This is a genomic window from Acinetobacter sp. YH12129 (assembly GCF_013418685.1).
In the GTDB taxonomy this organism is placed as follows: Bacteria; Pseudomonadota; Gammaproteobacteria; order Pseudomonadales; family Moraxellaceae; genus Acinetobacter; species Acinetobacter amyesii.
Map to the genome: position 1 here is coordinate 1 of NZ_VPBP01000015.1, position 26,185 is coordinate 26,185.

Below are 26,185 nucleotides of genomic sequence, written 5' to 3' on the forward strand. Positions count from 1 at the left end.
GTTATCAGGGAATTTATACAGTGTATCCAAATAGCTTGTTGCCATTAAAAGCAAAGAAGCGCTGTAAACTGGATTCCGAACTAAAAATCTATAATCAGGAAATCAATAAAAGAAGAATTGGAATTGAGCATGTATTTGGCAGTTTGAAAACCTTCAAAATTCTTGCTGAGCGATATCGCAATCGAGGCAAAAGACTAGCATTGAGATTCAATCTAATTGCTGGAATTTATAACTTGGAGCTGAGTGAAAAATGACTTATGAAAGAAATCTAATGTTAAATATTTAATTTTTATTCAATGAAGGGAATTTTACTATCTCGAGGAAAATCTGGGAATAGTGTGTAAATCATATCAGGATTCTTTTGCAGACCCGCACCATCAATGTATTTCCACTCCTTACTTTCAATTGGACGTACTGCAAGCATGAAGGAAAGATCACCTGTCATTTTTCGGCCATTCATAGAAATCGTGACTTGTTTGGGTATGGCACAAAACTCATTTCTACCAATGATATAACTTTGTTTTGGAGGATGAGTGTCAACTTGAGAGACATATATTTTATTTTGTTTAAAGGAGTTTGCAGCAAGTTCTAATATGGCATTATATTTATCTTTACCACCTGCATAATTGATAATAGATGAATCTGTTTTTTCGGTGATTAATGCATAATTACCCTTATTCAAGGCTGTGCCGATATCTTTAATTTCTTTGGCAATGATTTTTTCATAATCATCTTTACACTGCGTTGAATTCGCAAAAGCAGTGTTAGAGGTTAAAATTACGCCTGCAAAAAATATTCTAGTAATTAATAAAGTATAAGGTTTAATCAACATTAAAGAGTTACTCTGTATTTGAATTTGTCTGTCAATGAAGCATTGAGACATAAGCTGGAACTGTTAAAACTAAAAACGAATGCGTATATTATTTATTTTGATCAAGATAATTATTCGACACCTTCACATAATTCTGCGCTGAATACGGTAAAAATGCTTTTTCTTTATCGGTTAGTGGGCGGACTTTTTTGACTGGACTGCCCACATATAAATAACCACTTTCCAAAACCTTATTTGGTGGAACAAGTGAACCAGCACCAATCATCACATCATCTTCAACAAGTACATCATCTAAAATAATCGTACCTATACCGACTAAAACACGATTACCAATGGTACAACCGTGTAATTTCACGTGATGACCAATCGTCACATCTTCACCAATAATCAGTGGAGAACCCTCAGGTTTATCGGCTTTTTTATGACTCACATGCAACATTGAGTGATCTTGCACATTAGAGTTTTTACCAATACGAATATGGTTTACATCACCACGAATCACAGCAAATGGCCAAACAGAGACATTTTCAGCCAATACAACATCGCCAATCACCACTGACATTTCATCGATATAGCAAGAGTCAGCAATACGTGGAACAGTGTCTAAATAAGGGCGAATGTTTTGGCTCATAGGAAAGTCATCTACAGGTTTTTAGGCAGTATAAAATAAAAAAGCACCTAGACCGAAATCTAGATGCTTTCACTTTAGTCTTAATATCGAGTTTTCATCAAACTTAGAATAAGTTGCTAAAGAATTGTTTGATGTGATCAATCATTTTTGCAAAGAAACCAGCTTCTTCGACATTTTGTAGAGCGACAAGTGGTTTTTCAGCAATGACTTTGCCATTAAGCGTTGCAACGTATTTACCAACCACTTGACCTTGTTTTAAAGGAGCAGTTAATTTTGGTTGAACAACCAATTGAGTTTTAATGGCGTTCGCTTCGCCTTTAGGCATCGTCACGTTAAAGTTTTCAGCTAGACCTACTTGAACTTGATTGTCTTTACCGTACCAAACTTTTGCTTTTGCAAGCACTTGTTTAGCAGGTTGAACTTTTACAGTTTCAAAGTTTGCATAACCCCAAGCTAAAATTTCACGTGTTTGAGATGCACGTTCGTTCATGCTTGGCGCACCAAAGATCACTGAAATTAAACGTAAAGGACCACGTTTAGCTGAAGTCGTTAAGCAGTAGCCCGCTTCTTCAGTATGGCCAGTTTTTAAACCATCTACACTTGGGTCAGTATAAAGCAGGGCATTACGGTTGCCTTGCTTAATGCCATTGAACGTAAATTCTTTTTCAGAGTAGATCGGATAGTATTTTGAACTGTCATGAATGATATGTTGCGCTAGAGTCGCCATATCTTTGGCAGTCGAGAAATGACCTTCAGCTGGCATACCTGTCGCATTGATGAATTGAGTATTCACCATGCCAATACGTTTCGCTTCTTGATTCATCATGTGGGCAAAGGTGCCTTCATTGCCAGCAATATGTTCTGCCATAGCTTTAGAAGCATCGTTACCCGACTGAATGATAATGCCACGTAACATTTCTAATGCAGTTGCAGTACCGTTGAGCGGAACGTACATACATGACTCAGTGCTGCTGCCGCGACACCAAGCCGACTCATTCATACGTACTTTTTCATTTTCAGTTAGTTCACCGCTTAATAACTTTTGCTCAATGATGTAACTGGTCATCATTTTTGTCATTGAAGCAGGAGCTAATTTTTCGTTTTCATTTTTAGAAGCAAGGATTTGCCCTGTCTCATAGTCCATCAGCACATAAGATTTATTATTTAATTCAGGTGGTGCAGAAAGGACAGTTGCCGCGAATGAAAAACTAGGTGCAAGTAGTAATGCGGCAAGGGCGGTTTTTCGGGTCATTCTGGGTGGTTCCAATAACTTAGGTATAAGCACAAAGAGCCTAGCATTTTAGGACAAAGCTAGGCGGACTGCTATGGGGTGCAAGCGCTTATTTTAAGAGTATTGTAACCAATTGGTATTATTTGCTGTAAGCAGTCAATTCTTTGCAAATCGCACCATTTTTCTTATCGCCAGCTTTCTTCGCATCAGACTGGGCTTCTTTTAAAGCGTCTTTAAAACTTTTCTGTTTGCTGAGTTGCTGTAAAGCATTTACTGGGTTCTTTTCATTCGGCATATATTCTTTAGCTAATTTTGCATAACCCGCTTCAAACTTTGGTTGATCTTTGTCATTCACCAATTTTGGGCAGACTTCAGATAGTACATAGATAGCTGCAAGTTCTTGACTGGTCACTTGAGGTGTAGGGGTAACTTCAATTTTTTCATCTGCGGCATGTGCAGACATGGTAGTGAAAGCAAAAGCAGAAAGGCTAAGGGTACAAAGAGATTTTACAAAGGAGTTTTTCATTTAAATAACCTGTTAAATAACCTAAAAGATATCAAATAGCTAAAATTTATTTGCTTAGCTTAATCGTATTTCTGGTAGAGATCAGTAGAAAATTGTATTGAAGCTGTTTAAAAATCAATACATTGTGAAAGAAAAAAGGATGAGGCTATAAGGCTTCATCCTTTTTTTGGCAGGTTTGATGCAATAAGGACTAACCTATTTAGAGGACGTCCAAAGCTGAATGATCAATTAACCTTCATAACTTAAAACGTCATCACAAACTGATTTTTGCTCAGCTTTATCAGTTTCTTTAGCAGCTTGACGCGCTTCTTCAAGAACTGATTTATATTCGCTGTCAGACTGTAGTTTTTCTAATGTCATTGATTTATCAGAATAATCAGCAAGATATGTTTTAGTGAGTGCTTGAATGTTGGCATCAAATTTTGCATTTTGACCAATAATCGCAGGGCATACTTCTAACATGACTTGTGCAGATGCAATGTCTTCTTTTACGATGGTATTGGCTTCTTCTTGAGTGAAGTCATTGTCTGCGACCACAGTTTGAGTCATGCAAGCTGCTAGAGCAAAGCCCAATAAACCACGAAGTGCTACGGTTTTATTCATTTTGTACACACACATTTATGCTGGATGTTGAAATGTAAATATATATAATTATTCATATATTTCAATAAAATGTTCTTGCGAGTCATTTTTAATTTTTTAGTAATGGAAATTTAGTTGTGAATATTTTAATTGCCAATGATGATGGCGTTTTTGCTCCCGGTATCCAAGCTTTAGCACATGCATTGCGTCCTCTCGGTCGTGTGGTGATCGTGGCGCCTGAAAGCGAACGCAGCGGTTTTTCAAGTGCTTTAACTTTAGATCGACCATTACGACCTGTCGAAATTGCACCGAATATGTGGGCGGTAAATGGTACACCTGCGGACTGTGTGTATTTATCAATGAATGGCTTGTTCGACTTCGAATTTGATCTGGTGGTGAGTGGAATCAATAGTGGCGCAAATCTAGGTGATGATGTGCTGTATTCAGGGACAGTGGGTGCGGCATTTGAAGGCCGTTTAATGAAACAACCTGCGCTAGCCGTCTCTTTGGCTGGGCCAAATGTGCGTAGTTATAATAACCCAGAAGATTATGCAGTCGCCGCGCAATGGGTGCATGATTTTATTGCCAATGGACTACCCGCGCTACCTGCACGACATATTTTTAATATTAATATTCCAGATGTTGCTGAACTTCAAGGCACCAAAGTGACCTATCAAGGAAGACGTTTACAGTCCAAACCGATTACCAGTCATGTAGACCCGCGTGGTCGTCAAGTCTATTGGATTGGCTTGGCAGGCGAGGCAGTGGCAGAGCCTAAGAAAGGCTTAACGCATATCGAATCAGACTTCTTTGCAGTTGCAAATGGTTATGTCAGTGTAACGCCTATACAAATGGATGCTACAAACTATGAGATTTTGAATAACTTGCACTCAGAGTTATCTAAATCTTAAGTATTAATGTTATAACTTTGTGAAAATGGTTATGCCGCAACTTTTTTAGAGTGGATTTTTGCTAATCTTAGCCCATTCATAATGACTATATTTGAATTATTAGTGAGGAAGATGATGTCCCTGGTGTCACAATATCGCGTTATTGCCGCTCCTGCAGCATTATTTAAGACCCTTGTTTTATCTGCTGCGGTTGTTACGACTTTGGTCATGACTGGCTGTGCGTCAAAACCACAAATTAATAATGCGACCCGTTATGCGACTGCTCCGGATTATTATACAGTTCGTTCGGGAGATACTTTAAGTGGCATTGCCGCTCGCTATGGTTTGAGCTATGTCAGCATTGCAGAAATGAACGATATTGCGCAGCCTTATCGCATCTATGTTGGACAATCCATTCGCCTTAAAAATGGCGGCTCACGTCGTACAACGTCTACGCAAGCCATGACTCAAGCGGCACCAATTCAACGCCAAACGATTGCAATGCCAACGCAAACAGCGCCCGTGACTCAAGCTTCAACCACTCCATCGACAGTGACGCGAACTACAGTTCCAACGCCAGTGGTCAGTTCTTCAAGTTTACGTTGGGTGAGTCCAGTATCACGTCCTACGGTATTACAAGGCTATAACTTAGCATCGAATGTGAAAGGAACACGTTACGCAGGTAATACAGGTGATCCTATTTTTGCAGCAGCTGATGGTCAAGTGGTCTATGCCGCCGATGGTCTTAAAGAGTACGGCAATTTAATTTTGGTGAAGCATATTAATGGCTATATCACTGCATATGCACATAACAGTAAAATGAATGTCAAAAGTGGCGATACTGTGAAAGCAGGGCAGCAAATTGGTGAGATGGGTTCATCGGGTACAAACCGTACGATGCTTGAGTTTCAGGTGCGTTTAGATGGTAAACCAATCAATCCAACTTCAGTTTTACCAAATAATTAAATATATAATGCAAAAGCAAAATATCCCCGTATAATACAATGAGTTGCTTTTATCGAAAGATGAAGCTTCTCATAAGTTTATGAGGGAAATTTATGTTAGATCAACTTCGAGCAATGGGTGTCTTTGCTTGCGTTGTGGAAAAAAATTCGTTTAGCGGTGCTGCTCGTGAGTTAGGTATTACCACGAGTGCCGTGAGTCAGCAAATCCGCTCACTAGAGCAGGATATGGAAGTCATTCTTTTACATCGTTCAACACGTAAGTTAAGTTTGACAGAAGCTGGACAAGCTTTTTTTCATAGTTGCCAAGAGATGCTATCTGCCGCAGAGCGCGGCAAAATTCGTATCAATGAACTTCGTGACGACTTAGTCGGTGAATTACGTATTGCATCGACACCAGAAATTTGTGCGAATCATGTGATTCCTGCATTGTCACATTGGATGTCGGCACATCGCGGTTTATCCGTTCATCTAGAAGCAGATAATCAATATATCGACTTAATTGATGGCCGCATTGATATTGCGCTACGAATGAGTTCAAAAATTGATGATCAACAGTTTCATGTGGTGCCATTGGCACATGTTGAACAAGTTCTCGTTGCAGCACCAAGCTATATCAACCAAACCAGTTTAATTACACGACCAGAAGATTTACAAAATCATGATATGGTTCAAATAAATTTGGTTAAAAACTTTCAGCATTTTGCATTTGAAAATGCAGTGACTAAAGAGCAGGTTGCATTGGATGTGCACTCCCGATTTACAACAAATAATGTATTTGCTGCAAAAGCAATGTGTCAACAAGGACATGGCATTGCAAGAATATTATATCTAGATACGCAAAAAGACTTATTAAACGGTTCTCTTGTTGAAGTTTTACCAGAATGGCGTTTACCATCATTTACTCTATATGCGGTGATGTCTAAACGTGATCAACAGCCTACTAAAATTCATCGTTGCCTAGATGCATTAAAATTGTATTTCAGTCAATTACCAGGCGGACGTGTATACCAAGAAGCCTCATAAAAACAAAAAAGGTTTAAAAAGATATAAAAAAAGCCGCAATCAGCGGCTTTTTTTACTTTCGGCACAAATTACGCTAGAAAGTTTTTCACCATTTTAACAATGCGTTCAATCAAGATATCCGCTTGTTTTTTATTGATGTTCAGCGTAGGTAATAAACGAATCACAGAGCCTGCTGTTACGTTAATAATCAAGTGATGCTCATCACGTGCAATATTCACAAGTTCGCCACATGCTTTTGGTAATTCAATACCGACCATTAAACCAAAACCACGAACAGTCACGTTTTGCTCTGCAAGTTGCTCTGTGAATTGCTCAACAAGATACGCACCCATATTTGCAGCATTTTCAATAAGGTTTTCCTTTTGAATGGTATCAATCACGGTATAAACCACACGTGAACCTAATGCTGTACCGCTATAAGTTGAACCGTGGTTACCCGCTGTTAAAACGCCAACACCACGACCTTGAGTCATGACTGCGCCGATAGGGAAGCCATTACCTAGACCTTTTGCTGTAGTTAGCACGTCAGGAATAATATTGGTGTGTTGATATGCAAAGTATTTACCAGTACGGCCGTTACCTGTTTGCACTTCATCAAGCATCATTAACCAGTTGTGTTGATTACAGATTTGACGAATTTCTTCGAGGTAGCTAAAACCTTGAGGTGCAGTATTTACACCACCTTCACCTTGGATCGGCTCAACCAAAATCGCTACGATGTCTGGGTGGTGAATTGCAGCTTCTTCAATTGCTTCGATATCACCAAAAGGTACACGAATAAAACCTTCAACCAGTGGGCCAAAGCCTTCTTGAACTTTTTTGTTACCTGTTGCAGATAATGTCGCCATGGTACGACCATGGAATGAATGATCAGCAACAATAATTTTAGGGCTTGCAACACCTTGCATATGACCAAATTTACGTGCAATTTTGATTGCACCTTCATTTGATTCTGCACCACTATTTGAGAAGAAAACTTCTTCCATACCCGCAACTTCAGCTAATTTTTGCGCAGCAGCCGTTTGCCAAGGCACTTCAAATAAGTTACTGGTATGAATGAGGGTCGCTGCCTGTTCAGCAATTGCAGCTGTAATTGCAGGATGTGAGTGACCTAAACCACAAACAGCTATCCCTGTCAGTGCGTCTAAGTATTCTGTGCCATCTGCGGTATACAGGTGAGCACCTTGACCTCGGACAAAGCTGATCGGTTGGCGGCCAAATACTGGCATCAAGTGCGATGGTTGATCAGTTTGTACTGGGGCAAGGGTAATGTTATTCATGACTAACTCTAATTTGTCAGGTGATTGAAATAATATAGAGGAGACGCCATATATATATATGAGCATCAAGAGGTCTATATAAGCAAAATATGACTCACTTGAAAAGCTGAAATGTAAATAAAACGTGAAATATTGCTTTAGTCATATTGTTTTACTCAGTTTTGGGTATAATGCGAAGCAGATTTATTGAGGATATATCAATGACTGAACAAGCACGCGATACAGAAGCGTTAATTCGTGACCAAATTGCTAAACACGCAGTTCTACTTTACATGAAAGGCACTCCACAGTTTCCACAGTGTGGTTTCTCTGCGCGTGCAGTAGAAGCGCTCAGTCAAATTGGTCGTCCATTTGCTTATGTAAATATTCTTGAAAATCAAGATATTCGCGCAACTCTTCCACAAATTGCAAACTGGCCGACTTTCCCACAATTATGGATCAATGGTGAATTGATCGGTGGTAGTGACATTATGCTTGATATGTTCCAAAAAGGTGAATTACAACCTTTAGTTGAACAATATAGCCCAGCTCCTGAAGCTTAATTGGATATGTATTTGATGATTTTAATCATTGGATACAGATAAAAAATAGCGCCTTTAAGGCGCTTTTTTTATGACTTAATTATCTAAAAAGTCTGGGGTTATGCGTTTTTCCACCATTTCAAAGGCATTTAAAGTGCAATGAATGGTGGAAAAATCAACAAATGAATTATCTAATCGAACATTTATGACGGATTGTCTTCAGTCGGACTTTCTTCAACACGTTGCTCGTTTTCAGCAGTCCCATTTTTAGCAGTACTGTCTTGAGCTTCAGACTTCTTTGCCTTTTTATCTTTGTCCTTTTTTGACTTCTTCTTTTTTTTCTTTTTCTTTGGCTCTTCTTCCTCAAACTCAGCACCGTCTTCAATCGCTTGCCAGTATTCAAGTTGCTCCATGACAGCAGCGTAGATTGAGCCTTTGCTATAACGACCTTTTTTATCAAGAGTGCCTACTGGACGCGCCATCAAAATTTCTAGAGCTTGGTCAATGGTATCTATGGCGTGAATATGGAATTGACCTTGTTGCACAGCTTCAATCACATCTTTGCGTAACATCAAGTGCTGCATATTTTGGCGTGGAATAATCACACCTTGCTTGCCTGTTAACCCTTGTAATTTACATGCATCATAGAAGCCTTCAATCTTGGCATTTACACCCCCAATCGGTTGAACTTGACCCAATTGGTTCATGGAGCCAGTGATTGCCCAAGATTGATCGATCGGTAATTGGCTAATAGCGGAAATCAGTGCTGAAAGCTCTGCAACAGTTGCGCTGTCGCCATCTACTTGGCCATAGCTTTGCTCGAAGGCAAGGGCAGCAGAAAAATGTAAAATTTGTTCACGACCAAAGTGTGCCTTTAAGAAACTCGACATCAGCAGGACGCCTTTGGCATGTAAAGAACCACCGAGTTCTACACTACGCTCGATATCTAAAATATCGCCGCCACCTTGATAAACCGAAGCCGTTAAACGTGACGGTAAACCAAATTCAACATCAGCATATTGAATCACAGAGAGGGCGTTAATCTGCCCGAATCGATGACCTTTGGTTTCGATTAACTGTGTACCGCGACTGAGATCTTGCCAATATAATTCACGTAAGTAGCCTAGACGGTATTTACGATGATCAAGTGCGGTATTGATATGTGTTTCTGTCACCATTTTGTCGCCAGCGAGGGCTGCATGATGATGGGCTTCACGAATCAAATCGCCTAAGGTGAGGGCGTGTAATGACAAAGAGCTTTGATCTTCAGCTTGACGACTTGAATCAGTTAACAGTGCAGCAAGTGCTGTACGGTCAAACGGCAGAAGTTTGTCTGTTTGCACATAGTCAGCAATCAGCTGCATATATGCCTGCTCATTAATGTCATTACGTTGTAATGTATCGGTAAAATCGGCACGAATTTTAAAGACACTGCCCAGTTCTGGTTCGAGTTCTAAAATATCGTAATAAATATCAGGTTCAGCAAGCAGGATCACTTTGATATTTAAATCAATAGCTTCTGGCTCAATCGAAATACTGCCAGTCAGCGTAAGCATATGCTCAAGTGACGACAGCTTTAAATGTCCTGACTTTAATGCACGTTTTAGACCTTGCCATGCATAAGGCTGCTCTAAAAGTTGTTCCGCTTCCAAGATGAGGAAACCACCATTGGCCTTATGTAATGCACCGGGACGGATTAACGTAAAGTCTGTGGTGATGGTGCCGTTTTGAGTCAGTTGTTCGACATGACCTAACAAATTGTAATGGGTAGGGAAATCTTCAAAAATAACTGGCGCACCAGCATTTGGTTTATGTGTGGCGATGATGTTTGCTTGGTAGCGAGATGGCACGCGGTTAAATTGGCCGGGTGTAAAGTCATCTTCTTCTTGCTCAAGCACAAACTCAACATTTTGAATGATGTCATCTGCATATTGCTTCAGATAATCTTCCAAGCCTTCAACCATGCTGAATTTATTTTGAATTAGATCAATACGCGGCATGACGACTTGTTTAGCAATTTCACGGTTTAAAACCTGAACTTTATCGCGTGCGTCATCTTCAAGATCACCAAGATGTAGACCAAGGCGTTCAAGTTTTTTATCCATATAACGGACGTTTGACGCAATTTCAGCTCGTTGTTTACTGCTTAGTGCATTGATGTCTTCTTTGGACATTTCTTGGTATTTGTTATCGACCAAATGCACGGGAACGAAACAATGGTCATCATCCTGAGAAATCAGTTTAAGATCGAGCTCTTCACCTTCTCGGGTTAATTCAACTAAAGCAAGATGTTGTTCATCACCAGCATGTTGGCGAATCATTTCAATACGATTGTGATAGGTTTCTGCGGTGAAGCGACGTTCAAGCTGTTTTAATATGGTTTGCCAACTTTGATGTAATAACGCTTGGAACTTTGTCGCTTGACCAGAAGGAAGTTTTAGCGCAATCGGTTCGCGCGGAAATTTAAAATTATTGACATAGACCCAGTCTGAAGGCGTTGGCATATTTTTAGCGTGTTGTTGTAATAAGCGCTTAATCATGGTGCGCTTACCTAAGCCTGCGGTACCTACAGCAAAAATGTTATAGCCTGAATAGGGTAATGCAATGCCAGCCTCGACCGAAGCTCGGGCACGATCTTGTCCTAAAAAGTCATTAAGTGGTTTGATCCGCTTGGTAGACGTCGGTATTTTTTTAAGCTCAGGCGTATGCGTCAGCTGAAGCGGCTGCAACTGGGTTTTAGTTAAAGTATTCTGTATTTCGGGTTGATCAAAAGCACTCTTTAGTGTCGTTACTGTTTCTGCTAAGTTTTTTGTGTTGGTTTCATTAATGGTGGTTGATAAAGAAGAGTGAATTTGTTCAAGTCGCTGGGTCACTGTTGAATCCAAAAAACTAAAGAATAGAGATATGTAATTAAGGTATACAGGTTTAATGCCAAAGATCAAGCAACAGCATGCGAAATATCGATAAAATAAAACAATGATTTCATAAATGTTGTTGAAACCGTTGTCATTAAGCGCTTGAATAGCAACATTCGATTTTGACAAAAATAACTGAGTCATGACAACACAAGCTTCAGGATGGAAATCTGCTTTTACTGCATTTTTAGACCGACGTGCGCTGATTATGCTTTTTCTTGGCTTTTCGGCCGGTATCCCAATTTTACTGATCTTTTCCAGTTTATCGCTTTGGTTAGGTGAAGCAGGAATTGATAAAAGTGCAGTGACTTTTTTTAGTTGGGCAGCGCTTGGCTATTCGTTTAAGTTTGTTTGGGCGCCATTAATTGATGAGTTACCTGTGCCATTTTTAACCAAACAACTCGGACGGCGCCGTGCATGGTTGTTGATCGCTCAAGTTCTCATTATCTGTGCAATTTGTATCATGGCATTTTCAGACCCAGCTTTAGGACAAAGCTATATTTACCAAATGGCTGCTGGAGCCGTATTACTAGGTTTTTCTGCCGCAACGCAAGACATTGTGATTGATGCTTATCGTATTGAGTTGGCTGAAACTGAAATGCAGACCGTTTTAGCTTCGACCTATAATGCAGGTTATCGTATCGGCATGATCGTGGCAGGTGCAGGGGCGTTATTTTTGGCTGCATATTTAGGCACGGCCAAAGGTAACTATATTTATGAAGCTTGGAAATATACTTACCTTGCAATGGCTGCTGTGATGGCTATCGGTATTATCACAACTTTATCGATACGTGAGCCGCAGGTTGACCGTGTACAAAAGCATTATAAACGGACCGACTATTATCGTTTAGTTGCTGTATTCTTTGCTGCGGTGGTTGCCTTTGTCTTGAGTTATATCTATTCAGGTGTGGCAGTTGAAAGCTTGAAAGAGCAGTGGCAAATTTCAGACTCATTTGCATTGTTCTGTTTAGAGGCTGTGCGCTTTATTGGTTCAGCTGTTATCGCTTTTGGTATCGGTTCAGTTTTGGTGAAATCAGGTGCTGTAAATAAGCAGATGGCATTTGAAACTTGGGTCAATCCAGTTGCTGATTTCTTTAAGCGCTATGGTTTAAAACTGGCTTTAGTGCTGTTGTTACTCATTGGTTTTTACCGTATTTCCGATATTATCGCTGGCGTCATTTCCAATGTGTTTTATCAAGATTTAAACTTCACCAAAGAGCAGATTGCTGAAGCTGTAAAAGTCTATGGTGTGATATTTAGCTTGGTTGGTGGCTTTCTTGGCGGTTTGCTAGCGCAGCGCATGAACATTATGAAATTGATGTTTGTCGGTGCGATTCTAGCAAGTTCAACAAACTTGATTTTTATCGGTCTGGTCAAATCAGGTCAGCCATTGAGTGATGTCACTGTCAATGTAGCAGGGCAGCAATATACAGCGACACCGGATGACACGGGTGCTTGGTCAGTTCAAATTCCAAAAGCAGTCTTGGCTGCAGATCAAAATATTAAGGTCAGTGCGGATTATCAGTCGAAGAGTCAGCATCCAGTACAGGTGAGTTTGCCGTATCTGAATAATGCTTTTTCAAACTCAGCAATGATGTTGCTGCCAGTGACTTCAGATAACACGATTTCAGCTCAAGAGACTGCAAATAGTATCGTGGTACGTGGACAATACTTGGCTGGCGAGTTAAAAGAAAATCAAAAAATTCAAATTATTCTGGATGCTAAACCATTCGACGCGAAGCTTGATAAAACCGGTGTTTTTAGTGCGGCAATTCCAGGGCAAGTGCTCGAAACAGCAAAGCAAAAAACTTTAACGGCTCAACTCCTAGAAAATGATGTAGTGAAAAAGAGTGTCGATTTAGCATATCAAGTGAATACAGCGGCCAATATGGCGGGTGTGCTTGGTGTTGATATTCAACCGATTAATTTGGCTAGTGCTGAACAAAATGTGGACATCAAAGGTAAGGTCATTAAGCCTTATAGTTCGCTGTGGCTATATTTCGCGATCATTGTCGATAACTTGGCGTCAGGTCTTGCAGGCGCGGCATTTATTGCATTTTTATCGAGCTTGACCAGTGTTTCTTTCACAGCGGTTCAATATGCCATCTTTAGTTCATTAATGACTTTAACCCCTAAAATTTTAGGCGGTTACTCAGGTACGATTGTGACCAATATCGGTTATCCAAACTTTTTCTTGATGACGACTTTAATTGGTATTCCGATTTTAATTTTAGTGGTTTGGGTCGCCAAACTATTGAGAGAACATGAACAAAAATCCAATTCATAATTCAATTTAACTTAAAAAAAGCCTATTCAGTTTGAGTGGGCTTTTTTATTCTAAGCTGTTAAATAGCCTAAGCAGGTCTACGGTTTTGGACAAGGATATTTGAAATAAGGCGGTATATGTGCTCTAGACTTAAATTGAACTTTGCATGTTAAATCCCTATAGTATTCAAACATAATGATAGATTTAGGAAACTCGATTATGCGCATGCTGCATACCATGTTACGTGTAGGCAATTTAGAACGTTCATTGGCGTTCTATACTGAAGTACTCGGTATGACTTTGCTTCGTAAGCGTGATTATGAAGAAGGTCGTTTTACTTTGGCATTTGTGGGCTATGGTGATGAAGAAAATCATACCGTACTCGAGTTAACGCATAACTGGGATACAGATAGTTATGAATTGGGTAATGCTTATGGCCATATCGCTATTGCTGTAGATGACGCCTACAAGGCTTGTGAAGAAATTAAAGCACGTGGCGGAAACGTGGTACGCGAAGCAGGGCCAATGAAAGGTGGTGTGACCGTCATTGCCTTTGTTGAAGATCCAGATGGCTATAAAATTGAATTGATCCAACAAGACTCAAATGCACGAAATAATTAATCTGCAATTATTCATTTAAAGTCATATGTAATTCTGAATATTCTTATTATAAATATTTTTGAGTTGAGCTCACTATCAACGTTTAAAATAATGAATATATCGGAGAAAAGCTGGCTTTATTTACATGGCCCAGTAAGATGAAATTTACTCAATGGTAAATTTAGCTTATTGGGCATTTTTTTGTCGATGCGTTTAAAGGAAAATTTGTACAGGATGTTGTTATGCTGAAAATGTTGGCTTTGGATCGTTTTACCATTCTACTTTTTGTAATGGTCATACTTGCGACGTTTTTGCCTGTTAGTGGGCAAGCTGCAGAAATCTTTGGCTATATTACAACGGCTGCAATTGCCATTTTATTTTTTCTCCATGGTGCAAAGTTGTCTCGTGAGGCTGTGGTTGAAGGCATTATGCATTGGAAGTTACATGCTTTAGTTTTTGCTTTTACCTTTGCATTATTTCCATTATTGGGTTTAATGGCGAAACCAATCCTCGTGCCGATGTTAGGGCAAGAGTTGTATTGGGGCTTTTTGTTTATGTGCTTTTTACCTTCGACAGTACAGTCTTCCATTGCATTTACTTCGGTAGCACAGGGTAATGTTGCTGGCGCAGTCTGTAGTGCATCATTTTCAAATATTATTGGGATGTTTATTACCCCAGTGATGGTGGCCTATTTTATTCTCGGTCAGTCACAACATAACTACGATCCGACGGCATCTATTATCCAAATTACCCTGTTATTGCTGATTCCCTTCATTTTAGGGCAGCTCCTCCGTCCTTGGGTGTTTCCTTATATGAAGAAAATGCCAAAAATCGTGAAGGTATTTGATCAGGGCTCAATTTTGATGGTGGTTTATGGTGCATTCAGTAGTGCAGTGGTGGCAGGGCTATGGCATCAAGTGAGTGGTATGACCTTATTCCTATTGATTGTGGCGTGCTCAGTCCTGTTAACGATTATTATGTTATTGGCGTTATATGTGCCACGTTGGTTGGGCTTCAGCCGAGCTGATCAAAAGACGATTTTCTTTTGTGGCTCTAAAAAAACCTTGGCGAGTGGCGTGCCCATGGCACAAATTTTATTTATTGGGCAGCCGATGGGGATGATAGTTTTACCGATTATGATCTTTCACCAAATTCAGTTGATGGTCTGTGGTGTGATTGCCAACCTTTGGGCAAAACAAAGCCGTGGGCAAGAATAAGGGCGAGATGAGTACGTCCATTTAAAATACCTTAATATAGATGAAAAGAAAAAAATCATGAAAATTAAACAAGGCTTCTTCATTTTATTCTTGGGTTTGAACACAGTCGTTCATGCCCAAGAGGATTTATCCGTAAATAGTAACCGTGATGTCATTGAAAAAATGCCGCTCATCAGCCTGCAGCCCATGTTGGATTTTTGTCGTGATCGACAACCACAGATGAATACGGAATTAGATCAGGCTTATCAAACTGCAAAGCTTAAATTAATTGCTGCGGTTCAGGCTGTCCGTTTTAAGGGTGTAGAGCCATTAAAGGCAAAAGATGTTGATCTGTCAGTCGATGCACAATTTAAACAGCAGCTTCAAAGTATTTTAGAGGGTATGAGCAGATCATTACAGTCAGTAAATGCTACGACGTTTTGTCCTGCATTTATTGAAAGATTAAACCATTTTGATCAAGCCCAATTTCAGCGTACAGTCGAATTACAATATCAGAAATATTTAGAGCAAGCTCAACCTAAAGAGTAGAGCGATTCAGCCTTGAATATCTATTTATTAACATTAAAAAATCAGCTATAATTTGCCCCAACTTGTTGTGCTTAGCTCTGACGGTATCCGTCTCGGTGGGCCAAAAGAATGGTCTGTTATGGTGTTGGTCTGCTTTTTTAAGCCTTCCTTGTAGCGATACAAGAGTGATCAATTGCGATGACAGCTAAACCTTCTTAAATCTTAGGAGTAATCGACGATGCGCGCCGATATTCACCCAAAATATGAAACTTTAGTTGCTACATGTTCATGCGGTAACGTAATTGAAACTCGTTCAGCTCTTGGTAAAGAAACTATTTACCTAGACGTATGTTCTGCTTGCCACCCATTCTACACTGGTAAACAGAAAAGCGTTGACACTGGCGGTCGTATCGACAAATTCAAGCAACGTTTTGCTGGTATGTCACGTTCTATCAAACGTTAATATCCAAAACGAAAAACGGGCTTTATGCCCGTTTTTTTGTGCCGATAAAAAAGATAAACCTTAAATCGGCAATGTTCAGAACCTTATTGGTCCTGAACATCGATGAGATGGTCGAGTTTCTTCTGGAAATAATCGCCTTGAATAAAGCGAGCTTCGACATTCCAAGCATTGGCAAACAGTGTCATGTCATTTAATTCACGTAACATGATTTCAACAGTTTTGATTTCATGATAAGTGGTAATTTTTTCTTGCAGCTCTTGGCACGACTTATCGTTTGCAAGCATTTTGGTCAAACTTGAATCTAATGTTAAGCAGTGAACATCCATTTGGCGTAATAATGATTCACTAAACATCGAATGACCAAAATTGCGTAAAGCCAGTTCGGCACCATTTTTACGAAGTTCTACAAATGCTTTTTGAGCGGCATCGATATTGAGCTGAATGTCTTCTTCGGCAAATTGTAAAATCAGTGGATTTTTCAATTTACTACGAATAATCGTAATTAGTTTCGAAATAAACTCAGGGAAGGTGCGGTCGTTATATAGCACTTCTTTGTTCAGGTTAACGATTAATTTAGCTTCAGGGAACTGAGTGATGAAGTTGTGTAGCTGTTTACACGATTCAACCAAGATCCAACGATCCAATTTAATGGAAAGCTCCGAGTCTTCAGCTAACTCACGCAGTTGGGCGATATCTTTCCATTTATTTTCAAAAATAAAGCCGCTGGTTACTTCATAAGTATAAAGATGAGAATCTTCTTTATCATACAGTTGTTGATATTTCAGATGAATTTCACCGCGTTCTAAGCAGTTACGAAGGGCCTTAATAACAGGAGCTTCATCACTAACGACAATCGGTGCAATTTGCGCTTCTGGTGTACCAAAATCCAAACTTGGAATATCAATTTCTAATGGAATCGTTAAATCGATTTCAGGCGCTTGTTGGTTGGTAGGTAGCGCAGTATTAAAGGCTTTTGCAACAAAGGTTTCAAAATGTGCTTCATCACGAATATCGCTGTCTAAAACACTGTATCCCATGCGTAAATTTAATGGATAAGTTTCATTATTTACACTGAGTAATTGAGGTTTGCTCAGGGTGTTAAGACCAATTAATTTAGACTCAAGTTTGAGCTGATTATCCGCTTGGAATAAGGCAACCATTGCACCATTGTCTAAACTAAATAATGGAGCATGTGTTTGATCTTTCAAGAAGTCTTTAATATTGGTGAAATAGCTTTTATAAGTATTCCAATCTTTTTGAAAAATCGCATCTGAGCAAGAAGCCAACGTAAATAGCACTAATGCATTTACATTGGCAGGTTGTTGGCCGATGGTACGGTTGAGTTGTTGAAAAGCTTTTGGTTTTTGTGGGCTGGCTTCAACTGGCGCGGTGCTTACAGCATTGTTGCTTTGACTGCCAATTTCAATTGCGAGCTGTAAAGCATCTTCTTCAGCCGCAGCAATAAATTCGAGTTTTAGTGGGTTTTGCCCAGCCACAGCGCTATTTTGCGAATCAAGATCAAAACGTCCTAAATCGAGCTGCCCTTGGCTGATTTTTTTAAAGCGTTGTTTAAAGTCGTTGAGGTCAGTAGGTTGTAATAGATCGAGTAAAGGCAGACCAATTACATCATCTTCATTTTTTAGACCAAACAAAGTGAGATATTCAGCATTGGCTTGAATATGAATGCCTTCTTGAATCACGGCAACCGCTTTACGACTATCTTCAACTAAAGACTGGGTTTGGATTTGAGCTGTTTCGAGCTCTTCCATTAAATGTTGCTGCGATTGTTGTAGGCGACTAAAGGATAAAGCACGGATTAAACCAAAATAGAAACTCTCAGGTTCAGCAATATCGACAATGTCATAAATCCCTTTTTTGACTAAACTTGCATATTGTTCTGCTTGATAGTCTTCGGGTTTAAGTAAAATAATCGGTAAATTCGGTTGGCTCGATAGTTGAACTAAACTTAAAGCTTGTTCATATTTTAAATCATAAGCACGTCCAAAAATGATCAAGTCCCAATTGAGATTCAGCTGTTTTTCGAAATTTTGTAAATCATCAAGTAATATGGCATGAACTTGATGTTCGCTGTCTGTCAATAAATCACGTATCTGGTTAAAACGTATTTGATTATCATCAATAATGAGTAATCGAGTTTCCGTACGTTTTAGTTTTTTGGATAGTAATGGATTTCTCACTTTAATGCTTCCCATAAGTCGTTATTTTTGATCTCATTGCTCTGTTTCGCAATATAGTCTTTAACGACATTTTCTTGCTCTTCATTCAATAATTCATATTCAAAGCGAATAAAGCTTTGCGTCACCAACTGCGCTTTGGTGAGGTAGACTTTGATGTCTTCTTTGCCTAAGCGAAGGTGGACCGTTTGTTTCTCTCGGAAGAGATTTGCCCCAGGTAAAATTAAGGTCGTAGACACCTGATCTAGTTGTGTGGTCTGAACCAATAAAGCAGGTTGATGATTTGTTGTATTGCGGTCGGTACGAATATGGGCTGAACATGGATACAAATCTTGAGCCAGTACTTCGAGACCCAATTCCAAACTTTTTTCAGTCGATTGTTTGATCCAACGAACAACACCGCCACGCCATTGGCTTTGAGCATTTTCTTGGATCAAAATAAATTCGCCGGTTTTTAAATTGGCTGGGGTAGGCCCAGTCCATTTAATGCGATAACCATTCACACTAATATCTAAAACGTCGGCGGTATGAATTTGTTTCGCTTCACGATCTAGCGCTTTCGCATTGGTCATGCCCGTTGGCATATTTGAATCATGCGAATTGACAAAAGACGCTTCATTGTGGAATTGATAGTTGCCTTCTAAATCTAAAGTTTCATGGAAGTTTTTACCTTTAGAGAGATAGAAATGCGCCACCATTAAGCTAAAGCAAATATTGATTTGCGCAGAATATTCATAACGTTCATGACGACGTTCAGTGTTGTTGGTCAAAATATTATGAATATGGAAATACAGCGCAGGGGTTAAGAATAGCTTTTCATTTTTAGAAAGGAAATTGGCATTCTTAGTTTGCGTTTCGGTCAAATGATCGAGCAAGTTTTGCGTTGAAATGTACACATTGGCTTGATACGACCGATCTTGTTTAGAGTTATAAATCGGTGGATGATCTTTTTTCGTGTCTACAATATAGCGTGAAAGCGTGGTTTCTTTCGGTAGGATTTGAACCAATTTTACCCAGTCAAAGCTACATAAATACAAGCCTTGGATTTCAGCAGGGCGGATCTGATGATTATTGAAAATATCTAATAAGATCAATTGTGCATAAGCTTGGGCAATATTTGCAATTTGATGTTGAGTACCCAGTAACTGATTGACATTACTTTGATAGAAATTGTGTTCAATGGCACATTCAATCAGTTGATGTGCCGCAATCCATTGACCTGCAGTCGGTGTGGCATACAACATATGTTGTTGATACAACAACAGTGTCAGTTGTTGCAACGCATAGTAGATTGATGCAATTCGAGCGGTTTGTAAGCTTTTTTTATGGCCGAATGAAAAAATCGAAAACTTTTGTTGATTAAGCTGCTGATTACATCGTTTGGCAATATCAATATAGATTTTGGCAAAGTGACTGCGTAAAAGCATCGCCAATTCAATGATTTGGTCATTACGATCCGTGGTAATGAGGCTTTGATTGGTAAAGTGTTTTTCTAAGCTTGTGAGCACACTTTCCATAGTCGGATGTAAAATTTGAACCAAATCAAAACGTAACATCTCTTGGCATTTCAGCTCGGAGATTTCAAGTAAGGCATTGAATAAAGCTTTAGATGAGGTACCCAATTGTAAAATTGAAATACCGTTTAACCACTCTTGCAGACCTTTAGCATTGGTCGGACAAAAGCTTAATTTATCCAGCTTTAATTCAGTCGGATTGTAAAACGTATCTGAAGTATGCGTGGTCATCTTTATTATTTAACTCAAAAAGTTGAAGCCCCAAAAAGCGGTGTCTTGTTTTTTTCGCCCGCTATTTCCCGTACAAGTTTAGGAACCAAATAACCAGGTAGGTTCTCTAAAACTTTTTTATAAATTAAATCAATATCCTGAGCTGGTGTATCAAAATGATGAGCACCTTTTACTTTATCCAGAACATGCAAATAATATGGCATTACACCTGCGTCGAATAAGCGGTAACTTAAATCGACCAACACTTCTGCAGAATCATTAACCCCTTTTAATAAGACTGCTTGGTTCAGCACGGTGATTCCTTGTTTGACAAGCTGTTGAAGCTGGCTGCACGTGAAGTCATCTAGCTCTGATGGATGATTTGAGTGTACCACTAGAATAATGCGTAGCCTACTGTTTTTTAAATTAGAAACCAGCTCTTCATCGACACGGTTGGGGATTACGATAGGAACTCGTGAATGAATTCTCAAAAATTTAATTTGTGGCAAAGTCGATAAACGTTCAATCCACACTTGAAGTTTACGATTTGATAGTGTGAGCGGGTCTCCACCACTTAAAATCACTTCATTAATATCGGGTTGTTGTTCAATATATTGTTTAATGTTTGCCCAATCGTCATTTTTAGGCAGGTTTTCTTGGTAGGGAAAATGCCGGCGGAAACAATAACGGCAATGGACCGCGCAGGCACCGGTTAAAGTCAGTAAAAAACGAGACTTGTACTTATGTAATACCCCTGGCTGTTGGTTAGCCTGCTCTTCACCTAAAGGGTCGGTGACAAAACCGGCGTGTTCTTCAAGTTCCAAATGATGCGGTAGGACTTGGAGTAAAAGCGGATCAAGCGGATTACCTTTTTGCATTTTTTCGACAAAAGCGCGCGGCACACGTAGGCGAAACTCATCTGCTGCGAACTGAGCACCAGATAATAACTGATCATGCGAAAGTTCTAATACATCGAGTAATTCTTGAGGATTTGTAATCAAATCACTCAATTGGGTTTGCCAGTTTTGCTCTTGAAATAAATAGTTTATCATGCCGATTGTTTAAAAAATGCAGAAAGGTGAGTAGGGAATATTGCTGAAATTAATGCGTCGAACTTTTAAGTGTAAGCTGAAATAATTCCGATAAAGCTCACAACGGATGAAGCCTACGAAACATTTATTAAGTTTCAGTAAACAGCAATTTTACCTGTTTGTGGGCATTGTATAAACAAAGTTCTTTAATGTCTGAGTGTAAGTTAAGCAGCTTGACCCCTTTAATGGGGATTTTTTCGTTGCGACATGGTGCATTGGTCATTTAGAATACGCAATATCACATTAATGTGCATGTGGCAGCCAATGTTACAGTCAGTACTTGCTAAATGACATGTTACAGCCCATAGCATCTATAGATTAAAGTTAGTAAGTTTGGAGTGAGCCAGTCATGGCCTATTATTCTACGAATGATTTCAAGTCAGGCCTTAAGGTCATGCTTGACGGTAACCCATGTTCAATCATGGAAAACGAATACGTAAAACCAGGTAAAGGCCAAGCTTTTAACCGCGTAAAATTACGTAACCTTAAAACTGGTAAAGTTTTAGAAAAAACTTTCAAATCTGGTGATTCACTAGAAGCTGCTGACATCCAAGAAGTTGAAATGAACTACTTGTATAACGACGGTGAAATGTGGAACTTCATGGATCCAGAATCTTTCGAACAAATCGCTGCTGATAAAGTTGCTATGGGTGACGCGGCTAAATGGTTGAAAGATGACTCAAATGAACTTTGCACAATCATGCTTTGGAACGGTGTTCCTTTAACTGTGAGCGCGCCCAACTTCGTTGTATTAAAAATCGTTGAAACTGATCCAGGTGTACGTGGTGATACTTCAGGCGGTGGCGGTAAACCGGCTAAGCTTGAAACTGGTGCAGTTGTACGTGTTCCATTATTCGTACAGCAAGAAGAAAGCGTTCGTGTAGACACTCGTACTGGTGACTATTTAGAACGTGCATAATGGTTTAAAAATAGACTATTATCGAAAGGGATGAAGTGATTCATCCCTTTTTTTATACCTATTGGTTTAAATTTTTATTCCAAAGTATTAGATGAAAAAGCCCATAACAGGAGTAGAGTTTCAAGGGAAGAAACAGCAGTACCTCGAACAAGAAAAATCAAGCTGATTTATTTCAACATTTATGAGGGATTGAGATGGAAACCATTCAACCGAAGTCAGGAATGGCTTCAAAGATTATCTGGCTGTTTGTAGCCATTCTAGGTGCCGTTTCATTCGGCATACTAGCACTCAGTCGAGGCGAGCATGTCAATGCAGTTTGGCTGATCCTTGCAGCAATCTGTGTGTATAGCATTGCATATCGTTTTTATAGTTTATTTATTGCCAATAAAGTCTTTGAACTGAATGAGCGACGTTTAACGCCTGCCCATCGCTTAGCTGACGGCTTGGATTATGTACCGACCAATAAAAGCGTTCTATTTGGTCACCACTTTGCTGCGATTGCAGGTGCAGGCCCATTAGTCGGACCGATCCTTGCTGCGCAAATGGGTTATTTGCCGGGAACTATTTGGCTCTTGGTGGGTGTTGTTCTTGCCGGTGCGGTTCAAGACTTTTTAGTCTTGTTCATCTCAACGCGTCGTGATGGTCGTTCACTCGGTGAAATGGCAAAACAAGAACTAGGTTCTTTTGCCGGAATCATCGTGATGCTTGGTGCACTTGGCGTGATGATCATCATTCTTGCGGTACTTGCTTTGGTTGTTGTAAAAGCGTTGACCAACAGTCCGTGGGGTGTTTTCAGTATCGCGGCCACTGTACCGATTGCGATTTTCATGGGTATCTACATGCGATTTATCCGTCCGGGTAAAATTGCAGAAGTGTCGATCATTGGTTTTGTACTGATGATGGCAGGGATTATCTATGGTGGTGACATTGCACAGCACCCATACTGGGGTCCATTCTTTACACTTTCAGGTACTGAACTAACTTGGTGGTTGATTGGTTATGGTTTCGTGGCATCAGTATTACCCGTTTGGTTACTGCTTGCACCACGTGATTACCTATCTACTTTCTTGAAAATTGGTGTTATTGCAGGTTTGGCAATCGGGATCATGTTTGCTTTACCTGAAATGAAAATGCCAGCGGTAACGCATTTTATTGATGGTACGGGTCCTGTATTTGCAGGCTCAATGTTCCCATTCTTGTTTATTACCATTGCCTGTGGTGCGATTTCAGGTTTCCATGCGCTCGTTTCTTCAGGAACGACACCGAAGCTTGTGAATAATGAAAAAGATATTCGCATGATCGGTTATGGCGGCATGTTGATGGAGTCTTTTGTTGCGATTATGGCTTTGGTCTGTGCAACGATTCTTGAGCCTGGTGTGTATTTTGCGATTAATGCGCCAGCAGCTGTGATTGGTACAACGGTTGAGTCCGCTGCAGAAGCAGTTCGTACATTAGGCTTCGTGGTAACACCTGAAGCATTGACCTTACTTGCACAAGAAGTGGGTGAAAATTCGATTCTGTCTCGTACAGGTGGTGCGCCAACATTTGCGATTGGTATGGCTCACATTATTACGGAAATTTTCAATAACCGTTCAATGATGGCGTTCTGGTATCACTTCGCGATTTTATTTGAAGCACTTTTCATTTTAACAGCTGTGGATGCAGGTACTCGCGCATGTCGTTTCATGGTGCAAGATACAGTGGGTATCGTGGTTCCTGCGGTTAAAAACTCTCATAATTTCTTCGGAAATCTGTTGGGTACAGCGGTGGCTGTCGCAGGTTGGGGCTTCTTCGTTTACCAAGGTGTGGTTGACCCACTTGGTGGTATTAATAGCTTATGGCCGCTATTTGGTATTGGTAACCAAATTCTTGCTGCGATGGCATTGATCTTGGGTACAGTGATTTTATTCAAGATGAAAAAACAAAAGTATGTTTGGGTGACGATTATCCCAACAGTATTCTTGTTTATCACTTCTATGACCGCTGGTTGGCAGAAGATTTTCCACGAAAATCCAAAGATTGGTTTCTTGGCTCAGGCAGATCGTTTTAACGCAGCAATTGCGAAAAATGAATTGTTGGCACCTGCAAAAACCATGGCTGAAATGCATACGGTTGCATTGTCGAATCAAATCAATGCTGGTCTTTGTGCATTCTTTATGATCGTGGCATTTGTGATGTTATTTGCAGCGATTGGTGTGGTGCGTCGTGCCTTGGCAAATCCAAATCCATCGGTGAATGAAGCAGAAGCGATTTACCGTGACCCAGCTGAAATTAATCCGTCAAATTCAGCACATTAATAGGGGAATATGAATGAACCTGAAGTTTGCAAAAAGTGGAAAAACGGTGATTTATAAAATCATTAAAATGACCATTATGTCGCAGAAGGATTTAATTCTGAACCCGAAAAATTGGTCACGTATAGCGACGTTGTGGCAACGTTTACAGCAAAGTTTCCGCTTGATGGTGGGGGTGCCAGATTACCAAAACTATTTGGAACATATGGCAAAACATCATCCTGATTTGGAAGCGATGGATGCAAAAACATTTTATCGTCACTGTGTAGATGCACGTTATCCATCAGCTGGTGGTGACATGAAGAAGTGTCCTTGCTAATGCTTTGACTTGTGCTAAAAATCCAATAAAAAAAAGCGTTCTTCGGGACGCTTTTTTATTGCTGAATTGTGATCAGTCGAAGCGATGACAACGCTTTTGTATACCCAATAAATATCAAGCGTATGTATTTAAAGTATTGAACTGGGTATGACTTGGAGATAAACACTGTATTTTTAAATAAAACCCTGTATGTTAGTCATTCATTTAACTTTTTTATTGGGGAATAAAAGGTGTTTTGGGGATCAGAGAAAAGCCAACAAAATAATACATCAACGCTTTTAAGTGAGCAGAGCCTTGCGCCTTTTTACCCGAAAATAAATACATTCCTCGAACAAATTAACCAAATTATTTTGGATAAAAATCAGCAAACCAAATTGGCTTTAGCTTGTCTATTGGCAGGCGGGCATGTGCTATTTGAAGACTTACCTGGTTTAGGAAAAACGACATTATCTAGCGCCTTGTCACATTTGGCGGGATTAAAGTTTCAACGGATTCAATTTACCAATGACATGCTGGCCAGCGATGTGATTGGGGTAAATATGTTTAATCAAAAAGAACATCATTTTGAGTTTAAATCTGGGCCGATTTTTACCCAAATTTTATTGGCAGATGAAATCAACCGTTGTAGTCCAAAGACCCAAAGTGCTTTATTGGAAGCGATGGAAGAGGGCTATGTGACGGTCGACGGTGTGCGATATGCTTTGCCTCAACCATTTTGGGTGATTGCGACACAAAACCCTTTATTTCAAAGTGGTACTTATGCCTTACCTGAGTCCCAGTTGGACCGGTTTTTAATGCGTTTGTCTTTAGGTTATCCATCGCGTCAGGCAGAGAAATTATTGCTCCAACAAACTTCACGCCATGATCTGATTGCGGCATTAGCACATATCTTTAATGAAGCAGAAATTTTACAACTACAAGGGTTTGTCGAGCAGATACATCTGAGTGATCGTTTAATGGATTACATTTTGGATCTTGCTGCTGAGACACGTAAGGGGAGACATGGTCTTTCTACTCGTGGTGTTTTAGCCTTAAAGAAAGCTGCGCAAGCCTATGCGCTGATTGAGCAGCGAAATTATGTGAATCCTGACGATGTACAAGCCGTTTTTACAGCTGTGGTATCTCATCGAATTGGGTTGTCAGATCTTGAAGCCTTTAAGCTTTTAGAACAAGTTTCGATCCAATAAAGGAGTT

Annotated in this window: 24 protein-coding genes; 14 read left to right on the forward strand and 10 right to left on the reverse strand. The window is 39.8% G+C overall.

From position 1 onward, the window contains the following. A partial coding sequence (locus tag FTU65_RS09170; protein ID WP_180065296.1) for a transposase family protein occupies positions 1-254 on the forward strand: 254 nt, incomplete at its 5' end. A 35-nt stretch (positions 255-289) separates the two neighbouring features. On the opposite strand, the gene FTU65_RS09175 is transcribed toward FTU65_RS09170, so the two are convergent. From FTU65_RS09175 to FTU65_RS09195, 5 genes are all read right to left on the reverse strand, one after another. After that, positions 290-832 carry a hypothetical protein gene (locus tag FTU65_RS09175; RefSeq protein WP_180065471.1) on the reverse strand — a complete coding sequence of 181 codons (543 nt, stop codon included), beginning with the start codon at positions 830-832 and terminating at the stop codon, positions 290-292. An 88-nt stretch (positions 833-920) separates the two neighbouring features. Further along, positions 921-1,463: a gamma carbonic anhydrase family protein gene (locus FTU65_RS09180; protein WP_180010407.1), complete on the reverse strand. Its 543-nt coding sequence runs from the start codon at positions 1,461-1,463 to the stop codon at positions 921-923. Between the two features lie 103 nt (positions 1,464-1,566). Continuing rightward, positions 1,567-2,715 carry a D-alanyl-D-alanine carboxypeptidase PBP5/6 gene (gene dacC, locus FTU65_RS09185; RefSeq protein ID WP_111884220.1) on the reverse strand — a complete coding sequence of 383 codons (1,149 nt, stop codon included), beginning with the start codon at positions 2,713-2,715 and terminating at the stop codon, positions 1,567-1,569. Positions 2,716-2,833: 118 nt separating this feature from the next. Continuing rightward, positions 2,834-3,220 (reverse strand): MCR_0457 family protein, encoded by a 387-nt coding sequence (locus tag FTU65_RS09190; RefSeq protein ID WP_180022918.1) that lies wholly within the window; start codon positions 3,218-3,220, stop codon positions 2,834-2,836. 228 nt (positions 3,221-3,448) lie between these two features. After that, complete coding sequence (locus FTU65_RS09195; protein ID WP_078190174.1) at positions 3,449-3,823, reverse strand: MCR_0457 family protein; 375 nt, start codon at positions 3,821-3,823, stop codon at positions 3,449-3,451. A gap of 116 nt (positions 3,824-3,939) precedes the next feature. Between FTU65_RS09195 and surE the strand changes: the two genes are divergently transcribed. From surE to FTU65_RS09210, 3 genes are all read left to right on the forward strand, one after another. Next, entirely contained in the window at positions 3,940-4,713 is a 774-nt protein-coding gene (gene surE / locus FTU65_RS09200; protein WP_078190173.1) for a 5'/3'-nucleotidase SurE, read from the forward strand. A 114-nt stretch (positions 4,714-4,827) separates the two neighbouring features. Continuing rightward, entirely contained in the window at positions 4,828-5,658 is an 831-nt protein-coding gene (locus tag FTU65_RS09205) for a peptidoglycan DD-metalloendopeptidase family protein (RefSeq protein WP_180009371.1), read from the forward strand. A gap of 92 nt (positions 5,659-5,750) precedes the next feature. Next, the gene (locus tag FTU65_RS09210; RefSeq protein ID WP_180004878.1) at positions 5,751-6,680 is read left to right on the forward strand and encodes a LysR family transcriptional regulator; all 930 of its coding nucleotides are present in this window, start codon (positions 5,751-5,753) and stop codon (positions 6,678-6,680) included. 68 nt (positions 6,681-6,748) lie between these two features. Here the strand turns inward: FTU65_RS09210 and FTU65_RS09215 are convergent, their stop codons facing one another. Continuing rightward, a complete protein-coding gene (locus tag FTU65_RS09215; protein ID WP_180009361.1) occupies positions 6,749-7,960 on the reverse strand; it encodes an aspartate aminotransferase family protein in 1,212 nt (403 codons plus the stop codon). 200 nt (positions 7,961-8,160) lie between these two features. On the opposite strand from FTU65_RS09215, the gene grxD reads away from it, so the two are divergent. After that, positions 8,161-8,502 (forward strand): Grx4 family monothiol glutaredoxin, encoded by a 342-nt coding sequence (grxD, locus tag FTU65_RS09220; protein WP_067762767.1) that lies wholly within the window; start codon positions 8,161-8,163, stop codon positions 8,500-8,502. 182 nt (positions 8,503-8,684) lie between these two features. Here grxD and FTU65_RS09225 read toward each other — a convergent pair whose 3' ends face one another. Further along, on the reverse strand, positions 8,685-11,333 hold the full coding sequence (locus FTU65_RS09225; protein ID WP_373683465.1) for a Lon protease family protein: 2,649 nt from the start codon (positions 11,331-11,333) through the stop codon (positions 8,685-8,687). A 205-nt stretch (positions 11,334-11,538) separates the two neighbouring features. Between FTU65_RS09225 and FTU65_RS09230 the strand changes: the two genes are divergently transcribed. The 5 genes from FTU65_RS09230 (at position 11,539) to rpmE (ending at position 16,449) form a co-directional block, all read left to right on the forward strand. Beyond that, a complete protein-coding gene (locus FTU65_RS09230) occupies positions 11,539-13,683 on the forward strand; it encodes an MFS transporter (RefSeq protein WP_180010403.1) in 2,145 nt (714 codons plus the stop codon). Positions 13,684-13,881: 198 nt separating this feature from the next. After that, on the forward strand, positions 13,882-14,283 hold the full coding sequence (gloA, locus tag FTU65_RS09235) for a lactoylglutathione lyase (protein WP_078190168.1): 402 nt from the start codon (positions 13,882-13,884) through the stop codon (positions 14,281-14,283). A gap of 221 nt (positions 14,284-14,504) precedes the next feature. Beyond that, positions 14,505-15,479: a bile acid:sodium symporter family protein gene (locus FTU65_RS09240; protein WP_078190167.1), complete on the forward strand. Its 975-nt coding sequence runs from the start codon at positions 14,505-14,507 to the stop codon at positions 15,477-15,479. A gap of 57 nt (positions 15,480-15,536) precedes the next feature. Further along, positions 15,537-16,007: a hypothetical protein gene (locus FTU65_RS09245; RefSeq protein WP_180010402.1), complete on the forward strand. Its 471-nt coding sequence runs from the start codon at positions 15,537-15,539 to the stop codon at positions 16,005-16,007. Between the two features lie 217 nt (positions 16,008-16,224). Next, positions 16,225-16,449, forward strand: coding sequence for a 50S ribosomal protein L31 (gene rpmE, locus FTU65_RS09250; protein ID WP_078190165.1), 225 nt, complete (start codon positions 16,225-16,227; stop codon positions 16,447-16,449). An 83-nt stretch (positions 16,450-16,532) separates the two neighbouring features. Here the strand turns inward: rpmE and FTU65_RS09255 are convergent, their stop codons facing one another. Genes FTU65_RS09255 through epmB form a run of 3 tightly spaced genes read right to left on the reverse strand, consistent with a single transcriptional unit; the run spans position 16,533 to position 21,420 of the window. Further along, positions 16,533-18,662, reverse strand: a complete 2,130-nt coding sequence (locus tag FTU65_RS09255; RefSeq protein ID WP_180010401.1) for an EAL domain-containing protein — start codon at positions 18,660-18,662, stop codon at positions 16,533-16,535. After that, complete coding sequence (locus FTU65_RS09260; protein WP_180010400.1) at positions 18,644-20,389, reverse strand: GTPase; 1,746 nt, start codon at positions 20,387-20,389, stop codon at positions 18,644-18,646. The genes FTU65_RS09255 and FTU65_RS09260 overlap by 19 nt, the downstream gene beginning before the upstream one ends. A 14-nt stretch (positions 20,390-20,403) precedes the next feature. Continuing rightward, positions 20,404-21,420 (reverse strand): EF-P beta-lysylation protein EpmB, encoded by a 1,017-nt coding sequence (gene epmB / locus FTU65_RS09265; protein WP_180010399.1) that lies wholly within the window; start codon positions 21,418-21,420, stop codon positions 20,404-20,406. A 388-nt stretch (positions 21,421-21,808) separates the two neighbouring features. On the opposite strand from epmB, the gene efp reads away from it, so the two are divergent. From efp to FTU65_RS09285, 4 genes are all read left to right on the forward strand, one after another. After that, on the forward strand, positions 21,809-22,378 hold the full coding sequence (gene efp, locus FTU65_RS09270) for an elongation factor P (protein ID WP_067762759.1): 570 nt from the start codon (positions 21,809-21,811) through the stop codon (positions 22,376-22,378). 194 nt (positions 22,379-22,572) lie between these two features. Then, the gene (locus FTU65_RS09275; RefSeq protein ID WP_078190161.1) at positions 22,573-24,675 is read left to right on the forward strand and encodes a carbon starvation CstA family protein; all 2,103 of its coding nucleotides are present in this window, start codon (positions 22,573-22,575) and stop codon (positions 24,673-24,675) included. Between the two features lie 13 nt (positions 24,676-24,688). Then, complete coding sequence (locus FTU65_RS09280) at positions 24,689-24,991, forward strand: YbdD/YjiX family protein (RefSeq protein WP_078190160.1); 303 nt, start codon at positions 24,689-24,691, stop codon at positions 24,989-24,991. A 230-nt stretch (positions 24,992-25,221) separates the two neighbouring features. Further along, positions 25,222-26,178 carry a MoxR family ATPase gene (locus FTU65_RS09285; RefSeq protein ID WP_180004888.1) on the forward strand — a complete coding sequence of 319 codons (957 nt, stop codon included), beginning with the start codon at positions 25,222-25,224 and terminating at the stop codon, positions 26,176-26,178. Positions 26,179-26,185: the final 7 nt, after the last annotated feature.

Coding starts and splice junctions, on each gene's coding strand:
- gloA (WP_078190168.1), top strand. CDS start 13,882: ATGCGCATGCTGCATACCATGTTACGTGTAGGCAATTTAGAACGTTCA.
- epmB (WP_180010399.1), bottom strand. CDS start 21,420: ATGATAAACTATTTATTTCAAGAGCAAAACTGGCAAACCCAATTGAGT.
- FTU65_RS09240 (WP_078190167.1), top strand. CDS start 14,505: ATGCTGAAAATGTTGGCTTTGGATCGTTTTACCATTCTACTTTTTGTA.
- FTU65_RS09190 (WP_180022918.1), bottom strand. CDS start 3,220: ATGAAAAACTCCTTTGTAAAATCTCTTTGTACCCTTAGCCTTTCTGCT.
- FTU65_RS09210 (WP_180004878.1), top strand. CDS start 5,751: ATGTTAGATCAACTTCGAGCAATGGGTGTCTTTGCTTGCGTTGTGGAA.
- rpmE (WP_078190165.1), top strand. CDS start 16,225: ATGCGCGCCGATATTCACCCAAAATATGAAACTTTAGTTGCTACATGT.
- FTU65_RS09255 (WP_180010401.1), bottom strand. CDS start 18,662: ATGGGAAGCATTAAAGTGAGAAATCCATTACTATCCAAAAAACTAAAA.
- FTU65_RS09205 (WP_180009371.1), top strand. CDS start 4,828: ATGTCCCTGGTGTCACAATATCGCGTTATTGCCGCTCCTGCAGCATTA.
- FTU65_RS09215 (WP_180009361.1), bottom strand. CDS start 7,960: ATGAATAACATTACCCTTGCCCCAGTACAAACTGATCAACCATCGCAC.
- FTU65_RS09280 (WP_078190160.1), top strand. CDS start 24,689: ATGAACCTGAAGTTTGCAAAAAGTGGAAAAACGGTGATTTATAAAATC.
- FTU65_RS09275 (WP_078190161.1), top strand. CDS start 22,573: ATGGAAACCATTCAACCGAAGTCAGGAATGGCTTCAAAGATTATCTGG.
- FTU65_RS09230 (WP_180010403.1), top strand. CDS start 11,539: ATGACAACACAAGCTTCAGGATGGAAATCTGCTTTTACTGCATTTTTA.
- FTU65_RS09260 (WP_180010400.1), bottom strand. CDS start 20,389: ATGACCACGCATACTTCAGATACGTTTTACAATCCGACTGAATTAAAG.
- FTU65_RS09195 (WP_078190174.1), bottom strand. CDS start 3,823: ATGAATAAAACCGTAGCACTTCGTGGTTTATTGGGCTTTGCTCTAGCA.
- efp (WP_067762759.1), top strand. CDS start 21,809: ATGGCCTATTATTCTACGAATGATTTCAAGTCAGGCCTTAAGGTCATG.
- FTU65_RS09245 (WP_180010402.1), top strand. CDS start 15,537: ATGAAAATTAAACAAGGCTTCTTCATTTTATTCTTGGGTTTGAACACA.
- FTU65_RS09180 (WP_180010407.1), bottom strand. CDS start 1,463: ATGAGCCAAAACATTCGCCCTTATTTAGACACTGTTCCACGTATTGCT.
- grxD (WP_067762767.1), top strand. CDS start 8,161: ATGACTGAACAAGCACGCGATACAGAAGCGTTAATTCGTGACCAAATT.
- dacC (WP_111884220.1), bottom strand. CDS start 2,715: ATGACCCGAAAAACCGCCCTTGCCGCATTACTACTTGCACCTAGTTTT.
- FTU65_RS09175 (WP_180065471.1), bottom strand. CDS start 832: ATGTTGATTAAACCTTATACTTTATTAATTACTAGAATATTTTTTGCA.